General features: G+C 36.2%; 17 protein-coding genes and 4 tRNA genes. 1 reads left to right on the forward strand and 20 read right to left on the reverse strand.

What is annotated here, in order from left to right:
- Positions 1 to 41: 41 nt before the first annotated feature.
- The 20 genes from VK90_RS21300 to VK90_RS21395 all read right to left on the reverse strand — a co-directional run bounded on the left by VK90_RS21300 (position 42) and on the right by VK90_RS21395 (position 16331).
- Positions 42 to 836, reverse strand: a complete 795-nt coding sequence (locus VK90_RS21300) for an MBL fold metallo-hydrolase (RefSeq protein WP_002174495.1) — start codon at positions 834 to 836, stop codon at positions 42 to 44.
- The gene (locus VK90_RS21305) at positions 820 to 1656 is read right to left on the reverse strand and encodes a two-component system regulatory protein YycI (RefSeq protein ID WP_048375038.1); all 837 of its coding nucleotides are present in this window, start codon (positions 1654 to 1656) and stop codon (positions 820 to 822) included. The genes VK90_RS21300 and VK90_RS21305 overlap by 17 nt, the downstream gene beginning before the upstream one ends.
- On the reverse strand, positions 1637 to 2974 hold the full coding sequence (locus VK90_RS21310) for a YycH family regulatory protein (RefSeq protein ID WP_048375041.1): 1338 nt from the start codon (positions 2972 to 2974) through the stop codon (positions 1637 to 1639). The genes VK90_RS21305 and VK90_RS21310 overlap by 20 nt, the downstream gene beginning before the upstream one ends.
- Entirely contained in the window at positions 2971 to 4806 is a 1836-nt protein-coding gene (gene walK, locus VK90_RS21315) for a cell wall metabolism sensor histidine kinase WalK (RefSeq protein ID WP_048375042.1), read from the reverse strand. Before walK ends, VK90_RS21310 begins: the two co-directional genes overlap by 4 nt.
- Positions 4807 to 4809: 3 nt before the next feature.
- Entirely contained in the window at positions 4810 to 5517 is a 708-nt protein-coding gene (walR, locus tag VK90_RS21320) for a cell wall metabolism DNA-binding response regulator WalR (RefSeq protein WP_002174499.1), read from the reverse strand.
- Positions 5518 to 5799: 282 nt separating this feature from the next.
- Positions 5800 to 5872: transfer RNA gene (locus VK90_RS21325), tRNA-Phe, on the reverse strand.
- A 41-nt stretch (positions 5873 to 5913) separates the two neighbouring features.
- Positions 5914 to 5989, reverse strand: a tRNA-Asp gene (locus tag VK90_RS21330).
- Between the two features lie 22 nt (positions 5990 to 6011).
- A tRNA-Glu gene (locus VK90_RS21335) sits at positions 6012 to 6083 on the reverse strand.
- A gap of 13 nt (positions 6084 to 6096) precedes the next feature.
- Positions 6097 to 6172 (reverse strand) — tRNA-Lys (locus VK90_RS21340).
- A gap of 141 nt (positions 6173 to 6313) precedes the next feature.
- On the reverse strand, positions 6314 to 7603 hold the full coding sequence (locus VK90_RS21345; RefSeq protein ID WP_025146944.1) for an adenylosuccinate synthase: 1290 nt from the start codon (positions 7601 to 7603) through the stop codon (positions 6314 to 6316).
- Positions 7604 to 7818: 215 nt separating this feature from the next.
- Complete coding sequence (dnaB, locus tag VK90_RS21350) at positions 7819 to 9180, reverse strand: replicative DNA helicase (protein ID WP_048375044.1); 1362 nt, start codon at positions 9178 to 9180, stop codon at positions 7819 to 7821.
- Positions 9181 to 9207: 27 nt separating this feature from the next.
- A complete protein-coding gene (gene rplI, locus VK90_RS21355; RefSeq protein ID WP_002174502.1) occupies positions 9208 to 9654 on the reverse strand; it encodes a 50S ribosomal protein L9 in 447 nt (148 codons plus the stop codon).
- Complete coding sequence (locus VK90_RS21360; protein WP_048375045.1) at positions 9651 to 11624, reverse strand: DHH family phosphoesterase; 1974 nt, start codon at positions 11622 to 11624, stop codon at positions 9651 to 9653. Before VK90_RS21360 ends, rplI begins: the two co-directional genes overlap by 4 nt.
- A 101-nt stretch (positions 11625 to 11725) precedes the next feature.
- Entirely contained in the window at positions 11726 to 12661 is a 936-nt protein-coding gene (locus tag VK90_RS21365) for a YybS family protein (RefSeq protein ID WP_082148000.1), read from the reverse strand.
- A gap of 77 nt (positions 12662 to 12738) precedes the next feature.
- Positions 12739 to 12972 (reverse strand): 30S ribosomal protein S18, encoded by a 234-nt coding sequence (gene rpsR, locus VK90_RS21370; protein ID WP_000918873.1) that lies wholly within the window; start codon positions 12970 to 12972, stop codon positions 12739 to 12741.
- Positions 12973 to 13017: 45 nt separating this feature from the next.
- Positions 13018 to 13530, reverse strand: coding sequence for a single-stranded DNA-binding protein (gene ssb, locus VK90_RS21375; RefSeq protein ID WP_000981966.1), 513 nt, complete (start codon positions 13528 to 13530; stop codon positions 13018 to 13020).
- A gap of 26 nt (positions 13531 to 13556) precedes the next feature.
- Entirely contained in the window at positions 13557 to 13847 is a 291-nt protein-coding gene (gene rpsF / locus VK90_RS21380; protein WP_001233781.1) for a 30S ribosomal protein S6, read from the reverse strand.
- A gap of 192 nt (positions 13848 to 14039) precedes the next feature.
- Complete coding sequence (gene ychF / locus VK90_RS21385) at positions 14040 to 15140, reverse strand: redox-regulated ATPase YchF (protein WP_000524664.1); 1101 nt, start codon at positions 15138 to 15140, stop codon at positions 14040 to 14042.
- Between the two features lie 115 nt (positions 15141 to 15255).
- The gene (locus tag VK90_RS21390) at positions 15256 to 15453 is read right to left on the reverse strand and encodes a DUF951 domain-containing protein (protein WP_048375050.1); all 198 of its coding nucleotides are present in this window, start codon (positions 15451 to 15453) and stop codon (positions 15256 to 15258) included.
- 20 nt (positions 15454 to 15473) lie between these two features.
- Positions 15474 to 16331 (reverse strand): mechanosensitive ion channel family protein, encoded by an 858-nt coding sequence (locus VK90_RS21395; protein ID WP_048375052.1) that lies wholly within the window; start codon positions 16329 to 16331, stop codon positions 15474 to 15476.
- Positions 16332 to 16590: 259 nt separating this feature from the next.
- On the opposite strand from VK90_RS21395, the gene yyaC reads away from it, so the two are divergent.
- Entirely contained in the window at positions 16591 to 17187 is a 597-nt protein-coding gene (gene yyaC, locus VK90_RS21400) for a spore protease YyaC (protein ID WP_048375054.1), read from the forward strand.

Consider the following 17187-nt stretch of genomic DNA (forward strand, 5'->3'; position numbering starts at 1 on the left):
AAACAACTATATTCACCTTTATTGTTTACTAAAATGAAGAATTATACGTATTGAATTTTCGTAGGCATTTTCGGGTCTGTATCATGTATTTCAAAAGATTCTCCAACGCCAAAACCTTTTTCTTCTAATACTTGTGATACAGACATACGCGCTAATTCTTTCATGTTATTATCTAAGCTTAAATGTGCTAAATAAATATGTTTTGTCTCGTCTGTAATAACATCCGCCATCGCTAATGCGGCGTCCTCATTACAAACGTGACCTACATCACTTAATATACGTCGTTTAATGCTCCATGGATATCGTCCCATACGAAGCATTTCAACATCATGATTACTTTCAAATACGAAAGCATTCGCTCCCTTAATAACACCCTTCATACGATCACTTACGTAGCCAGTATCTGTAATAAGAGCTAACTTTCTATTATTATTATGAAAAGCGTAAAACATCGGCTCTGCTGCATCATGAGAAACACCAAATGATTCAACTTCAATATCGCCAAATGTTTTCACATCCCCAACTGAGAAAATAAATTTTTGATCAGTTGGGATATTGCCTATTAAGTGTTCCATCGCATTCCATGTTTTCTCGTTCGCATAAACAGGTAAATCATATTTACGTGCCAATACACCTAACCCTTTAATATGATCACTATGCTCATGTGTTACAAGAATACCTGATATGTCATTTATATTCAGTTCAGCTTGTTTAAACAAAGCCTCTGTAGCTTTACCACTTAAACCTGCATCGACGAGCAATTTTTTTTCATCCGTTCCTACATATAACATATTCCCTGTACTTCCACTTGCAAGTACACTAAACTGCATGCTCATTCTTTCTCACTCCATTATATTCTTCAGGCACTTGATTTTCGCCTAATTCCATGACTTGTCCTTCAATTGCATTCACAAAAAAGTCCTTTTTTTGCTCTGTCTTTAAGTTCCATGTTGGGGCAAGCACTTGTATATTAGAAGAAGACTCTGCAAGAGTCGCATATCCGACCTGCGCCTCTTTCACATGCGTATTGTCCGCAATTTTATTTTTTAAATATAAATTCACTAAAGCCGTTTGAGCAGTAATGATTTCTTGCTCTTTCGTTTTTTCACTTTCGCCCATTTCCTTTAAATCCGTTAACATCGTTTGTGTATACGAAACAAGCTCATTCTTTTCATTTAAATCCACAACGATCATCGCACGCTCATTGTAGAAAATTGGTTTATCTTTATACTTTTGAAAGAAGTAAATTTTTGAGTCCTTTATTGCTCCAAACTCATATTTTTGTCCATCTAGCACATAATTTTTCAAAAAGTCATTATACTTATCTTTTGACAATGATTTCGTATTTAAAAAAGGCTCTTTTAATTTACTCTCTATTTGATATTCGCCTTGCAAGTGTGCCGTTTGATTTTTTAAAGATTGCACATCCTCTTCTTTGAAAACCTTATTTTTCGCCATTATAAGTGACTCTTTTTTCGGTTCTTTAGGAAAATTCCCCATAGTAATTTTTTCAGCTTTTAATTGTTGATCGATCTTTGTTTCCGCCACAAGCTCCAATTGATTACTACCTTGCTTTTGAATGAATTGAAAAATAAGAAAGAGGTCTAAAACAAAAAAGGTCACAATAAATATCGTTTTAATTCGATCCCAATCCATTTAGTCCCCCCTCACTCCACTCAAATATTTGTTGCTTACCTTCTTCATCATATTTTACATACCATATCGGCTGTAAAATACCCATTTTCCCTGCGTTGATGGAAGGTTCCAATGATAATTTATAACCAATCCCAACATCCTGAATTGAATTTTTGTCAATTTCCGGATTATTTTCTAATGATGTCATCACCGTATGACCTGATGCAAGAGAAGTTGTTGGTTGTTTATTCGGTAAACTGAAACTTAAATTATAAAGAGGTCTTTCATACTGCATGACTTCACCTGAACCCCACGCTTGTTTTAATTCAGCGATTCCATCTGCATTAAATACAGGCAAGCCGCCTTCATATAAACGGAATGAAGTTTTCCCCTTACTAATGTAATCAAAACGATAAAACTTTAAAGTGCCACTATGCCCACTTACAAAGTCAAAACTTTTTTGTAAAATTATTGCATTATCTGTAGTTTTATCGCTATGTACAGCGGAGTTTTTATATTTCAACATTGCATTCGACTTATCAATTTCCATAGAACGGATACCATCCGTAAATGTTTCCTTTGTTTTCTCAGAAATAGGACTTAAATAACGTGGATCACTAAATAAAGCATTTTTAAACGTATCCACTTCTAGTTTAGATGTAACATACTCTACCTTACTTAATTCCGTAATCCCATCTGGTAAAAAAAGTTTTTTTGTATCATTTATTTGATATTCAAAATATGGTCTTGCTACTGTTATAAGTTGATTTTGAGCATTTAAAATATCCTTTACGTAAGCACCAGTCAATGTCGCTTGATATATTTTACGAGAAGTATCATAGGAAACAAAATTAACTTTAATTTCTTGATCCTTGCTTCGAGAAGGGTCAATTATAATACGATTAAAACTTCTGTTACTTTCTATGTTTTTATCTTTAATATTAAACATACTTTTAATCGTATCCAGTGGGATATTTGTAGGGAAAACAAATTCAATTTTTTCTTCTCCGTGTACATAAGAAAGAAAATCACCTTTAGGAACTGACCCTGTTATCTCCCTAAAATCATGTAATTCTCCATTTTCAAGAATTTTATAAATTGAATCCACATTTTCCTTATTTTCACTCACATAATGATTTTTCTCTTTATGAATAATGACAGAAGATGGGCGAACAATCTCCGAGATCTTTATTGGATTTATATCTTCGTTACCTTGAACGAATTTTGTGTTTTGCATGGAAGTAGAATCAGGAACATATGTCCATAAGTTAAAAGTAAGAAATAGGCTAATGACAACTAAATTAATTAGAACTATCGTTTTAAAGTTTTCCATGCTCATTCCCAATCGTCCTCTTCATCTGCCGCCATTGGCAATGTGAAATAAATAGTTGTCCCTTTTCCTTCTTCACTCTTCGCCCAAATCGAGCCGCCATGTGCCTCAATCATCTCTTTCGCAATAGCTAACCCAAGGCCTGTACCACCCATCTGTCTCGAACGCGCTTTATCCACACGATAAAAACGTTCAAAGATTTTCTCTACATTTTCTTTCGGAATTCCCATTCCTTGATCGCTCACACTAATTTCTAATAAATCCTCGCGATCACGTAGGCGATATGTTACTGTACCACCTTCTGGTGAATACTTTAATGCATTGGAAATAATGTTATATAAAACTTGTGTAATTTTGTCCGAATCCATATCAATAAATCGAGATTTCTTAGAGAAAGATCGTTTGAAACTTACATTTTGCTCTTTGGACATTTCAAAGCGATCGATAACATTGTTAAAGAAGTCAGTAAAGTCGACAAACTCCTTCATTAAACGATGTTCTGTACTATCTAGTTTAGATAGTTGTAACAATGCATTTACAAGCCTGATCATTCTTTCTGTTTCTTCTTGTGTAACCGTTAAAAATTGCGGTGCAATATTCGGATCTTGCCATGCTCCATCAGTAAGTGCTTCTAGGTAACTGCGCATCGTCGTTAACGGCGTTCTTAACTCATGAGATACGTTTGCAACAAACTCACGGCGCTCTCGTTCTATGCGCTCCTGCTCTGTTACATCATATAATACAGCAATTAAACCATTTGCCTTCCCTGTTTCTTTTTGAATAACAGAGAAACTAGCACGTAAAATATACGGTTCATTTCTCGTACTAAAGTCTAATAAAACTGAATCGGGTTCTTCATATAAATGATCCAGTGTAAATTCTTCTTGTATCCCTAGCACTTCTAATACGGATTGATCTAGCGCTGTTTCACGCGAAACATTTAACATTTTTTCCGCAGGATCATTTAATAAAATAATATCCCCTTTTCGATCAGTAGCGATTACCCCATCTGTCATATGTGATAAAACAGATGATAATTTTCGTCTTTCACTTTCTGTTGAGGAACGAGCTTGTTGTAATTTTTTAGATAAATTATTAAAAGATAATGCTAGTTGTCCAATTTCATCATGACTATGCACCTTTACTTTTCGCGAATAATTTCCTTTCGCCATTTCAATTGCTTGTCTTCGCATATCTGAAATTGGTCTCGTAATTGTTTGAGCCAATAAAATTCCAAGTACAGCTGTTACTAATAAGGCAATTACTGTCCCCGTTGCAAAAATTTGATTTATATCCTTCATTTGTTTATACACATCTTCCATAGATGCAACAATATGAATGACGCCAAGTACCTCTCCGCCTGGTTCTTTTAAAATAGGCGTAATCATAACTTGAACTCGATGGCCTGTCTGTCCATCTTTCTCAATCTTTGACTCTGGTTTCTTTTGTACCATTACCCGCTGTACAGCTCTATCTGTTGACATTCTTCCTACCTTATTTTGCTTAGACGCGTCTGAAATTGCCATCAATTTTCTATTGGCGTCAATTACACTTACTTCTTGAATGTCTTTCTTACGGTCTGATGCAAACTTTTGAATCGATTCCTTAATAGCCTTATCTACTGATTCTGTTTTAGGACGCTCTTTTACAAACTCTTGCTTCAAGTTATAAGAAAGTAAGTTTGTTTGCTGCGTTAAGGAATCTTGAAAACCTTTTACAAGGCTTTTTTCTAATTCCCTAACGAAATATACGCCAATAACTTGCATCGCTATTAATATCAATAGCATATATATAAGCACAAATTTTAAATGAATAGATTGAAAAAAACCGACTTTCTTCATATACTATTCCTGCTCTGGGTCACGCAAGTAATACCCTACCCCACGTCTAGTTACAATTAAAGTAGGGTGACTTGGATTATCTTCAATTTTTTCACGTAAACGACGTACTGTTACATCCACTGTACGTACATCTCCAAAATAATCATAACCCCAAACTGTTTGCAATAAATGTTCACGTGTCATAACTTGTCCTAGATGCTTCGCTAAATAATGTAGTAATTCAAATTCGCGATGTGTAAGTTCGATGCTTTCTTCACGCTTTGTCACACTATAAGCATTCGGATTAATAACGATTGGTCCAATAACCATTTCAGTATTTTCTTCTTTTTCTGCTGCACCACCCTGCTGATGGCGACGTAAATTCGCTTTCACACGCGCAAGCAACTCCCTCGTGCTAAATGGCTTCGTTACATAATCATCCGCTCCAAGCTCAAGCCCTAATACTTTATCAATTTCAGAGTCTTTTGCTGTAAGCATAATAATTGGCATTTCTGAGCTTTTACGTATTTCACGACATACCTCTAAGCCATCTTTTCCCGGTAACATAATATCTAATAAAACCATATCTGGCTGTTCTTCATTTGCCTTCTCAATTGCCTCATCACCATCATGCGCCATTACAATTTCAAAACCTTCTTTTTCTAGGTTAAACTTTAAAATATCTGCAATCGGCTTTTCATCGTCAACTACTAAAATTTTCTTTCCCATCATCGTCTATTTCCTCCTTATAAAAATATGGTCAATAATCCTTAAACACACTGACGTTTATATAGTATGTCCCTATATGACCGTACCCTTTGTTTAAGTATTTTCTCCTCTATTCTCATAGACTCATGTATAATCCACTTTTACACGGAATCCTATACGATCTATAGAAAAACCTCTAGCTTCAACTGCTAGAGGCTCCTCATTCTATTTTAAAATAACTACTCAATTTTGTAAAATTACATAAATAAAAAGGATATTAAGTGGGCCCACTTAATATCCTGAGAGTGGCTCGGGACGGAATCGAACCGCCGACACGAGGATTTTCAGTCCTCTGCTCTACCGACTGAGCTACCGAGCCAAAACTATATATAAAACCACTAATGGTGGTATAAACAAAAGTGGCGGTCCCGACCGGGGTCGAACCGGCGATCTCCTGCGTGACAGGCAGGCATGTTAACCACTACACCACGGGACCAAAAATGAACATAAAAAAAACATGACCCGTACGGGATTCGAACCCGTGTTACCGCCGTGAAAGGGCGGTGTCTTAACCACTTGACCAACGGGCCACGAAAAATAAAATGGTGAGCCATGAAGGATTCGAACCTTCGACCCTCTGATTAAAAGTCAGATGCTCTACCAACTGAGCTAATGGCTCATACTCACCAACGTCATATTTTCGTGACGACAAGATGTATCATAACATATTATCTTTTATTTTTGCAATACCTTTTTTTATTTTTTTATAAAAGATAAGAAAAAACTCATGCAGGCATGAGTTTTTTCTAAAAAATATCAATTAAGCTTCGTATACGTTACGAACGATATTTGTTTGGTTACGATCCGGTCCAACTGAGAACATAGATAATTGAATTCCTGTTAACTCAGAAACACGCTCTACGTATTTTCGTGCATTTTCAGGAAGCTCGTCTAATGATCTTACACCAGTAATATCTTCTGTCCAACCTGGAAGCTCTTCGTATACAGGCTCACATTTCGCTAAAATGTTTAAGTTTGCTGGAACTTCATCGATAACTTCGCCATTGTATTTGTAAGCAACACAAATTTTAAGAGTTGGAATACCTGTTAGAACGTCGATAGAATTTAATGATAGATCTGTTAAACCACTAACACGACGTGCATGTCTTACAACAACGCTATCGAACCAACCTACGCGGCGTGGACGACCAGTTGTTGTTCCATACTCACGACCAACTTCACGAATTTGATGACCAATTTCATCATGAAGCTCAGTAGGGAACGGACCATCACCTACACGGCTTGTATATGCTTTACATACACCTACAACGCGCGTAACTTTCGCAGGACCAACTCCAGTTCCAACTGTTACACCACCAGCAATTGGGTTAGAAGATGTAACGAATGGGTACGTACCGTGGTCAATATCAAGCATAACACCTTGTGCACCTTCAAATAATACACGGTGATTGTTATCTAGTGCATCATTTAATACAACAGATGTATCGCATACATATTGTGCGATTTGTTGTCCGTATTCGAAGTACTCTTCAAAGATTTCTTCTACACTGAAACCTTCTGTATCGTACATTTTTTCAAATAAACGATTTTTCTCTACTAAATTGCGCTCAAGCTTCTCTTTAAATGCTTCACGGTCTAAAAGATCAGCCATACGGATACCAATACGAGCAGCTTTATCCATATATGCAGGACCGATACCTTTTTTCGTTGTACCGATCTTATTATCACCTTTACTTGCTTCTTCTAACTCATCTTGTTTTAGGTGATAAGGTAAAATAACGTGCGCACGATTACTAACACGTAAATTGTCAGTACTTACACCACGATCGTGTAAGTATTTTAATTCTTCAAGTAATGCTTTTGGATCTACTACTAAGCCGTTTCCGATTACACAAATTTTCTCTTTATAGAAAATACCAGATGGAATTAAGTGTAATTTATATTTAACTCCGCCGAAAACAATTGTGTGTCCTGCGTTATTTCCACCTTGATATCTTGCAACTACTTCCGCATGCTCAGAAAGAAAGTCAGTAATTTTACCTTTTCCTTCATCGCCCCATTGTGTTCCTACAACTACTACTGAAGACATTATTAAAGCACCTCCGCAATTTTCAAACGAACTTTTCAAACAATATAATTGTACCAAAACAGAAAGAGAAGTCAACCAAAAAGCGAACATTTTTTTATCGAAAAACGTTTTCGTTCGTAAGAATTACATATTCATCTTATGAAAGCCCTATCTTTCATATAAAAAAAAAGAAACACATCTTATTATAAGAAATGTGTTTCTTTTTTATACTGCCTTTATGCGGGCGGCGCATGTCCATCATCAAAGCGACGTTCTAAGTTAACGAACTTATTAAACTCTTTAACGAATGCAAGCTCTACCGAGCCTACTGGACCGTTACGTTGCTTTGCAATAATGATTTCAATGGTATTTTTATTTTCCGTTTCTCGATCATAGTAATCTTCACGATATAGGAAGGCTACAATATCAGCATCCTGCTCGATACTTCCTGATTCACGAATATCAGACATCATCGGGCGTTTATCTTGACGAGATTCTACACCACGAGACAACTGCGACAAGGCAATAACAGGTACTTGCAATTCACGTGCAATCCCTTTTAGTGTACGAGAAATCTCAGATACTTCCTGCTGACGGTTTTCTCCTGATTTCCCACTTCCTTGAATAAGCTGCAGGTAATCAATCAAAATCATACCAAGACCTTGTTCTTGCTTTAATCTACGACATTTTGCTCGAATCTCATTTACTTTAATCCCTGGCGTATCATCAATATATATACCAGCATTTGAAAGACTCCCCATTGCCATCGTTAATTTCGCCCAATCATCAGAAGTTAATGAACCGGTACGAAGTCTTTGTGCATCAATATTTCCTTCCGCACAAAGCATACGCATAACAAGCTGATCCGCACCCATCTCCAAACTAAAAATCGCTACATTTTCATCCGTTTTCGTCGCTACATTTTGTGCGATATTTAATGAAAATGCCGTTTTCCCTACTGATGGACGTGCTGCCACGATGATTAAATCATTCCGTTGGAAACCAGCTGTCATCTTATCTAATTCGGTAAACCCAGTTGGTATCCCGGTAACTTCACCTTTTTGATTATGCAAAAGTTCAATTTTATCATAAGCATCTACAAGAACATCTTTAATATTTTGGAATGCTTTTGCGTTCGTTTGATGAGATACTTCTAATATTTTTTTCTCAGCCTCATTTAAAAGGCCGTCCACGTCATCTTCTCTCTCGTATCCATCCGATACAATATGAGTCGCTGTTCGAATTAAACGACGTAAAAGCGCCTTTTCAGCAATGATGCGTGCGTAATATTCTACGTTAGCGGCAGTTGGAACAACTTCTGCCAACTCTGCTAAGTAAGAAACTCCACCAACCTCTTCTAGTAATCCTTGATCAGCCATTGCTGATGTCATCATTATTAAGTCAATCGGTTCTCCCTTATCAGACAATCCAAGCATAACTTCAAAAATCTTTTGATGTTTCGTTCGATAGAATGAATCAGGTACCAATAGCTCTGATGCTGACGTTAACGCATCTTGATCAATTAATATGGCCCCTAAAACCGCCTGCTCAGCCTCTATATTATGCGGAGGGGTACGATCAGCAAGTACATCACTCATACGCAATCCTCCTTGCTTAATTTATTTTTATTGTTCAATAACATGAACTTTTACTGTTGCTGTTACTTGCGGATGCAATTTCACTGTTACATTTGTATAGCCTAATGCACGGATTGCATCGTCCATTTCAAATTTACGTTTATCAAGTTTAATTTTATGTGATTTTTGCATTGCATCTACGATTTGTTTGCTTGTAATAGAACCAAATAAACGGCCACCTTCTCCAGATTTCGCCTTTAATTCTACAGTTAATTTCTCTAAAGTTTCTTTCAACTCTTTTGCATTCTCAACCTCTGCTGCTGCGTCTTTTTCCTCTTTACGCTTTTGAGCTTCTAAAGTTTTCATACTGCTGTTTGTCGCTTCGGCAGCTAACCCTTGTTTTAGTAAGAAGTTATTTGCATAACCATCTGGTACGTTTTTTACTTCTCCTTTTTTTCCTTTACCTTTTACGTCTTTTAGAAAAATTACTTTCATGATTGTGTGCCTCCCTGTAAATAGTCATCAATAACAAATCGAAGCTTCTCCTCAGCTTCATCTACCGTAACATTTTTCATCTGTGTGGCCGCATTCGTTAAATGCCCGCCACCGCCTAAATTCTCCATAATTAGCTGTACATTCACTTCACCTAAAGATCTACCGCTAATTCCAATGAAATTTTCTCCACGCTTCGCAATAACAAACGATGCAATAATACCCGTCATTGTCAATAACGTGTCTGCTGATTGTGCAATAAGTACTTGGTGATAATATTCATCACCGTCAACTTTAGCAATCGCAATTCCATTTTTATAAATGTACGCATTTTTTATAGCTTTTGCAACTCGTAAATACTGGCCCATATCTTCTTTTAACAGTTCTTGTACAAGTACCGTGTCTGCACCGTGCGAACGTAAATAAGAAGCCGCATCAAATGTACGAGCACCAGTACGGAATGTAAAACTTTTCGTATCAACAATAATACCCGCTAACAATGCCGTTGCTTCTAACATTGTCATTTTTAAATTTTTCGGCTGATACTCAAGTAATTCAGTAACAAGTTCTGCCGTTGAAGAAGCGTATGGTTCCATGTAAACAAGTAATGGATCTTCAATAAACTCTTCTCCCCGGCGATGGTGATCAATAACAACTACATTTTCAATTTTATGTAGCAGTTTTTCTTCCATCATCATTGAAGGCTTATGCGTATCAACAACAACAAGCAATGAATCATCATTCGCAAATTCCATCGCTTGCCCTGGTGAAATAAAATGAGACCATAACTCTTCATTTTGTTTCACCTTATCCATTAATCGCTTGATTCCCTTATCGGAATCATTTTCGTCCAATACAATATATCCTTTGCGTTCATTTAATTGAGCTACCTTTAAAATACCAATTGCAGCACCAATTGCATCCATATCAGGAGCCCTATGCCCCATTATAATGACATTGCTACTTTCTAATACTAAATCCTTTAATGCATGCGAAATGACTCTAGCACGTACACGAGTACGCTTTTCGACCGGATTCGTCTTACCACCGTAAAATTTAACTTTACCCGTTGCTTGTTTAATAGCTACTTGATCTCCACCCCGGCCCAGCGCAAGGTCTAAGCCAGATTGGGCCATCGCTCCAAGCTCCGATAAAGGTAAATCACCCGATCCAACACCAACGCTTAATGTAAGTGGTATATTCCTTTTTGACGTTTCTTCACGCACCTGATCCAAAATACTAAATTTCCCTTTCTCCATTTGCGCCAAAATACTTTCATTTAGTACAACGAAGAATCTTTCTGAAGATGCACGTTTTAAATACGCACCATACTTAACAGCCCATTCATTTAGGCGTGATGTCACAAGACTTGTTATATTCGTGCGTAATTGATCATCTAACCCTTGTGTAACCTCATCATAGTTATCTAAATAAATAACCGCTAAAACAGTACGCTGATCCTCATACATCTTTTCAATTTCTGTTTGCTCAGTTACATCAAAAAAATAAATTAGTTTTTCTTCTTTCCTTACAAACACACGAAACTTTCGATTATTTAAAGATACTATATCATCGGAAGTCTCTCCCTTAATAAAAAGGAGTAATGTTTCTGATACATCGTACAGATGCCACCCAGCTAGTGCATGTTGCCCTAAACATGAAGATAAATAAGGATTTGCCCAATCAATCCCATAGTCCTTATTGTATAACAAAATACCAATAGGCATTTGGTTGAATGCTTCATTGCTTACTTTTTTTACCCTTGTAATCATATCTGTCGTATGTTTTTCAAAGTTCCTTTGAAAGGTAAGTTCAAATCGTATAACTAAAAAAAGAACGATACAAAAAATAAAAAAGGCGGCCATTCCCACAATTAAATGAAAATAACAGAGAATCGAAATTAGCACAAACACAAAAAATGCCAATACGTAAACAGGATATAAAAACCACTGTTTCTTATAAAATTCAGGCATGTATACAACTCCTATAAAGTAAAACTAACTCAACTTCTAGTTAGTTAAACAGATTAAACACCTTAAAACAGTATAAATAATACTATTTTATCCTCCATTTTTCATTCCATTTTAGAACGCAATGAAATCCCTAAATCAATTATACCTAAGATTGTCACGAGAGGAAACAGCATTGGAATAAACATACATACAATAAAACTAATAATAGGAATCCCTTTCGTAAAACCTTTTCTATGCGCTACAAAGGCGATAAATGTTAACCCTTGGAATACGAGTAGCATAGCAAAGATTACATATAGATTAGAAAATACCATATGTAAATATGATGTTGGTTCAACTTTCATGAAAGTTGATAGCAAAATAAATATGACGTAATACCAAACAATACTCTTTGGTAATTGTATATCTTTAAACTTAGGCCAAGCTGTAATATCATACTTTAATTTTCTCAAAACACTACCTGATATCATAACTGTAATCCACGAGAAACATAATGAAACCATTACAAGTAAACTTGGAAATAGCGTTTGTAACATATCATTAAATTGTCCTAATAACTCTTTTTGTTCTTTACTAATCGGCATACCAGCAGCACTTACTATCTTTTCACTTTGCGCCATACTTTCACTAAACATATTTTGCATTTGCTTCATTAAATCTATGTTGAAAAATTTTATACTTCCAACATAAATGAGCATAATACCAATTAAATATGCAAGTGTTCCATCTATCAATATCTCCACTGGTTTTTTTCCTTTTTTATACATGTATCCTAATACAACACCTATTAATCCAAACATGACCGTCTTGATAAGACTAATCGGTTGACTTACAACAACTGTAATAAAAAGTGCCGCTACAAAAATCACGAGTACATTAGATAGTTTATGCCTTACTGTTAATAATATAAATGGTAACGGCAGCGCAAACGTCACAACTGCACCTAAAATCGGAACATACATAGATATAAGCAACAAAATTGCATATATCGCTAACAACGCTGCACCCTCAGTAATAAATTTCGTACTTTTCATCATCTAACCTCTCTTTCAAAAAAGAAAAGCATAGCAAAATGCACAGTAGAGTCCGACTCTACTGTGCATTTCATACGCTATTATTCACCAACATATGGTAAAAGTGCCATTTGACGAGCACGTTTAATTGCAACTGTAAGTTTGCGTTGGTATTTTGCGCTTGTTCCTGTTACACGACGAGGTAAAATTTTACCACGCTCAGAAACGAAACGTTTTAATAAATCAACATCTTTATAATCGATGCGAGTGATGCCGTTAGCTGTGAAGAAACACACCTTACGACGTTTCGCACGTCCACCTTTGCGTCCTGCCATGTCTATTTCCCTCCATTCTTTGTTAAAACTAACAAATTTACACGATTAGAACGGTAAATCGTCGTCGGAAATGTCGATCGGTTGACCTACATTTGAAAATGGATCGTCATTCTTCGTAAATCCAGAGTTACCTTGGTTACCTGAATTACTAGATTGACCAAATGGGTTAGAGCCTTGGTTACCGAAACCAGCTCCTGATGGTTGCTGATTGAATGAACCACGTTGCTCCCCACCGCCATTACGCGGCTCTAAAAATTGTACGCTCTCCGCAAGAACTTCTGTTACATATACACGTTTACCATCTTGTCCCTCGTAATTACGAGTTTGAAGACGTCCATCTACGCCTGCTAAGCTACCTTTTTTCAAATAATTTGCCACGTTTTCTGCTTGTTTACGCCATATTACACAATTAATAAAGTCAGCTTCACGCTCACCTTGTTGATTCGCAAATGCGCGATTCACAGCTAACGTAAAAGTAGCTACTGCAACACCATTGGGCGTGTAACGTAAGTCAGGGTCCTTAGTTAAACGACCAACGAGGATAACACGATTCATCAATCGAACCACTCTCCCTTATATATCAATTATTTTTCTTCTTCTTTAACAACGATATGACGAAGGATGTCTTCGTTGATCTTAGCTAAACGGTCGAATTCGTTAATCGCTTCTGCGTTAGAGTTCACGTTTAAGATCATGTAGAAACCTTCACGTAAGTCGTTGATTTCGTAAGCTAAACGACGCTTACCCCACTCTTTTGTGTTAATGATTTCTGCACCATTGTTTGTTAAAACACCTGCAAAACGTTCAACTAAAGCTTTTTGAGCTTCTTCTTCAACGCCAGGACGAATGATGTACATAATTTCGTACTTTCTCATTACACTTTCACCTCCTTTTGGTCTAAACGGCCCATAATGGGCAAGGAGCAATTAATTATATAGTAATTACTCACGAGTTTAGATTATATCATAGTAAGTTAGATGAATCAACTAACCGCTAAATAAAAACTTGGCAAACATATAATATATTTGCCAAGTTCATATCTTTATTTTTCCTAGGAAATATCTTTATTACACGTTAAAGCGGAAGTGCATAACATCTCCGTCTTTTACGATATACTCTTTTCCTTCTAGACGTACTTTACCAGCTTCTTTTGCAGCTGTCATAGAACCGTTTGTCATTAAATCATCATAAGAAACTGTTTCTGCACGAATAAATCCACGCTCAAAGTCCGTATGAATAACACCAGCACATTGTGGTGCTTTCATACCTTGTTTAAACGTCCATGCACGTACTTCTTGCACACCAGCTGTGAAGTAAGTAGCAAGTCCTAATAAGTCATATGCAGCACGAATTAATTGATCTAAACCAGATTCTTCAATGCCTAGTTCTTCAAGGAATACTTTTTTCTCTTCCTCATCTAACTCAGCAATTTCTGATTCAATTTTTGCACATACAACAATTACTTGTGAATTTTCATTTGCTGCAAATTCTTTTACCATTTGCACATATTTATTTTCAGAAGGATCCATAATATCATCTTCACTTACGTTTGCTACGTATAGCATTTCTTTCGTTGTAAGCAAATGAAGGCCTTTAACAATCTTCATTTGCTCTTCTGTAAATTCAACAGTACGAGCTGGTTTTCCCTCTTCAAAAGCTTCTTTTAAACGAACTAAAATTTCATGCTCATATACAGCTTCTTTATCTTTTTGTCTTGCTAACTTCGCAACTCGTTCGATACGTTTATCAACAGATTCTAAATCCGCTAAGATTAGCTCTAAGTTGATTGTTTCAATATCGTCAATTGGATCTACTTTTCCTGAAACGTGCGTAATATTTTCATCTTCAAAACAACGAACAACTTGGCAAATTGCATCTACTTGACGAATGTGAGATAAGAATTTATTTCCTAATCCTTCACCTTTACTTGCACCTTTTACGATACCTGCAATATCAGTAAATTCGAATACAGTCGGAACAGTTTTTTTCGGTTCTACTAATTCCGTTAATTTATTTAAACGCTCATCTGGTACTTCTACAATCCCTACGTTTGGATCAATTGTACAGAATGGATAGTTCGCAGATTCTGCTCCTGCTTGTGTAATTGCATTAAATAAAGTGGACTTTCCTACGTTAGGTAATCCAACAATCCCAGCCGTTAATCCCATATTTTTCACTCCTATGTCTCAATCTTTCATCATTATAGATAGTAACGAAAAAAATGACAAGTTTCCACCAAATGAAAAAAAGCAACGGCTGTCTACTGCAGCTGTCGCTTTTTCACTATTCTTCATGCTTCACAAGTATTTTTTTCACCTTACGGTCAAACTCTCTTCGAGGAATCATTACCGAATGGTCACATCCCTCGCACTTAATGCGGATATCCATTCCCATACGAATAATCTTCCAGCGATTTTCACCACATGGATGGGCTTTCTTCATTTCCAAAACATCGTACAAGTTATATTGCTTTTGCTCCATTCTCCAAACCCCTCTCCATACTAAATTGCTTTTTCACTAACCAATTCTTCACGATTATATAAAACCATACGTGGATATGGAATTTCAATTCCATGTAAATCTAGACGGTTTTTAATCTCTTTACGAAGAGCTCTTGCAATAACTGCATGTTTCATGGGCTCTACTTCAGCAATAACACGTAATACAACTTCTGACGCAGCTAATGTTTGTACACCTAACAATTGAGGCGTTGTTACCATTTCCTCGTATTTTGCAGGTAATTCTGTTAATAACTCTTCAATTACTTGCTCTGCTTTTGCTATGTCAGCCTCATACGAAATAGATACATCAACAAATGCTACACTGTTACTCACCGAGAAGTTAGTAACTTGAACGATACTTCCATTTGGTAAAATGTGAATTTCACCTGTCCAACTCTTTACTTTCGTTGTACGAAGTCCAATTTCTAAAACGACTCCCTCAAACTGACCAATTCTTACATAGTCACCTACTGAAAACTGATCTTCTAGTAAGATAAATAATCCTGTAATGACATCTTTCACTAAACTTTGAGCACCAAATCCGACCGCTAAACCAATTACCCCGGCACCGGCTAATAATCCTGATGCATTAATTTCAAATACACCTAAAATTGCTATTAACATGATAAACATAACAACATATGCCACAATATTTTCAAGCAATTTCGCTACCGTAACTGTACGACGTTCTGAGATTTGAATCGGTGAACGACTTCCCATTCGAAACGCATTTCGTACAATTGCCCTTGCAACTCGCACAACGATTGCACCAAGTATTAAAATAACGACTATTTGTAGTGATTTCGTACCTATATTCGTCCAATTAATGGACTCAAACCACTTCAACGCTAAATCCATGTCCCTCTACCTCTCTAGCTAAACTTTCTTTTTAATTATCCTTCTTATTGTATCAGAAGTCCCTCTAATTTCTGAAAAAAATTTATGACTTTAATTACATATCTTTACTTTCATTCAGGTATAAAATGGAGCAAAAATATATATACTAGTACTATTATTTCCGTTTTTATTCACATTTTGCAAAAAGTATGCACTTATAATTTTCCATTCACTTACTTTATAACATATTGTGAAAATTTATTAAAAGGATGGGTGCTTCATGAATATTGGAAGTTTTCGCTTACCTTTTTTTGAAAAAGAAACTCAAAATGTTATGCATCAGGACTTAGAAGCCTCTGAGGTAATCAGTAATTTCTTGCTTTCTCATACTCCCATTAAGACTAATATACCACTCATTCTCGTTTGTATCGGCACAGACCGTTCCACTGGTGATGCGCTTGGCCCATTAGTTGGTACTAAACTAGCACAAGCAGAAATAAAAAACTTCCAAGTGTTTGGCACACTAGATGAACCAATACATGCGCTAAATTTAGAGGAAAAAATCCAGAATATACAGAAAGATAATCCTACTTCATTTATCATTGCTGTTGATGCATGTTTAGGAAAATCTCAAAGTATCGGTTCTATCACTACCGGAAAGGGCCCTAGTAAACCTGGCGCTGCGATGAATAAGAAATTACCTGCCATTGGTGATTTGCATATACATGGCATCGTAAATTTAAATGGTTTCATGGAATTTTTCGTACTTCAAAATACAAGACTAAGTTTAGTTATGAAAATGGCTGATGTAATTGCGCAAAGCATAAAAGAAACTGATCAAAAATTATCTGCATTAAAAAAAGCAAACCATCTATAA

The organism is Bacillus sp. LK2, assembly GCF_001043575.1.
Lineage (GTDB): Bacteria > Bacillota > Bacilli > Bacillales > Bacillaceae_G > Bacillus_A > Bacillus_A paramycoides.